This window comes from Salmonella sp. SG203, assembly GCF_013350575.1.
In the GTDB taxonomy this organism is placed as follows: Bacteria; Pseudomonadota; Gammaproteobacteria; order Enterobacterales; family Enterobacteriaceae; genus Salmonella; species Salmonella enterica.
Window position 1 is genome coordinate 1 of the sequence record NZ_SNMT01000129.1, and the last position, 224, is coordinate 224.

The following is a 224-nucleotide window of genomic DNA, read 5'->3' on the forward strand; positions in this document are numbered from 1 at the left end:
TGGGAGCACCCTTTTGGGTGTGACTGCGTACCTTTTGTATAATGGGTCAGCGACTTATATTCTGTAGCAAGGTTAACCGAATAGGGGAGCCGGAGGGAAACCGAGTCTTAACCGGGCGTTAAGTTGCAGGGTATAGACCCGAAACCCGGTGATCTAGCCATGGGCAGGTTGAAGGTTGGGTAACACTAACTGGAGGACCGAACCGACTAATGTTGAAAAATTAG

General features: G+C 49.6%; 1 rRNA gene. It reads left to right on the forward strand.

From position 1 onward, the window contains the following. Positions 1–224: ribosomal RNA gene (locus tag HV477_RS28160) — 23S ribosomal RNA — on the forward strand; the annotation flags it as partial.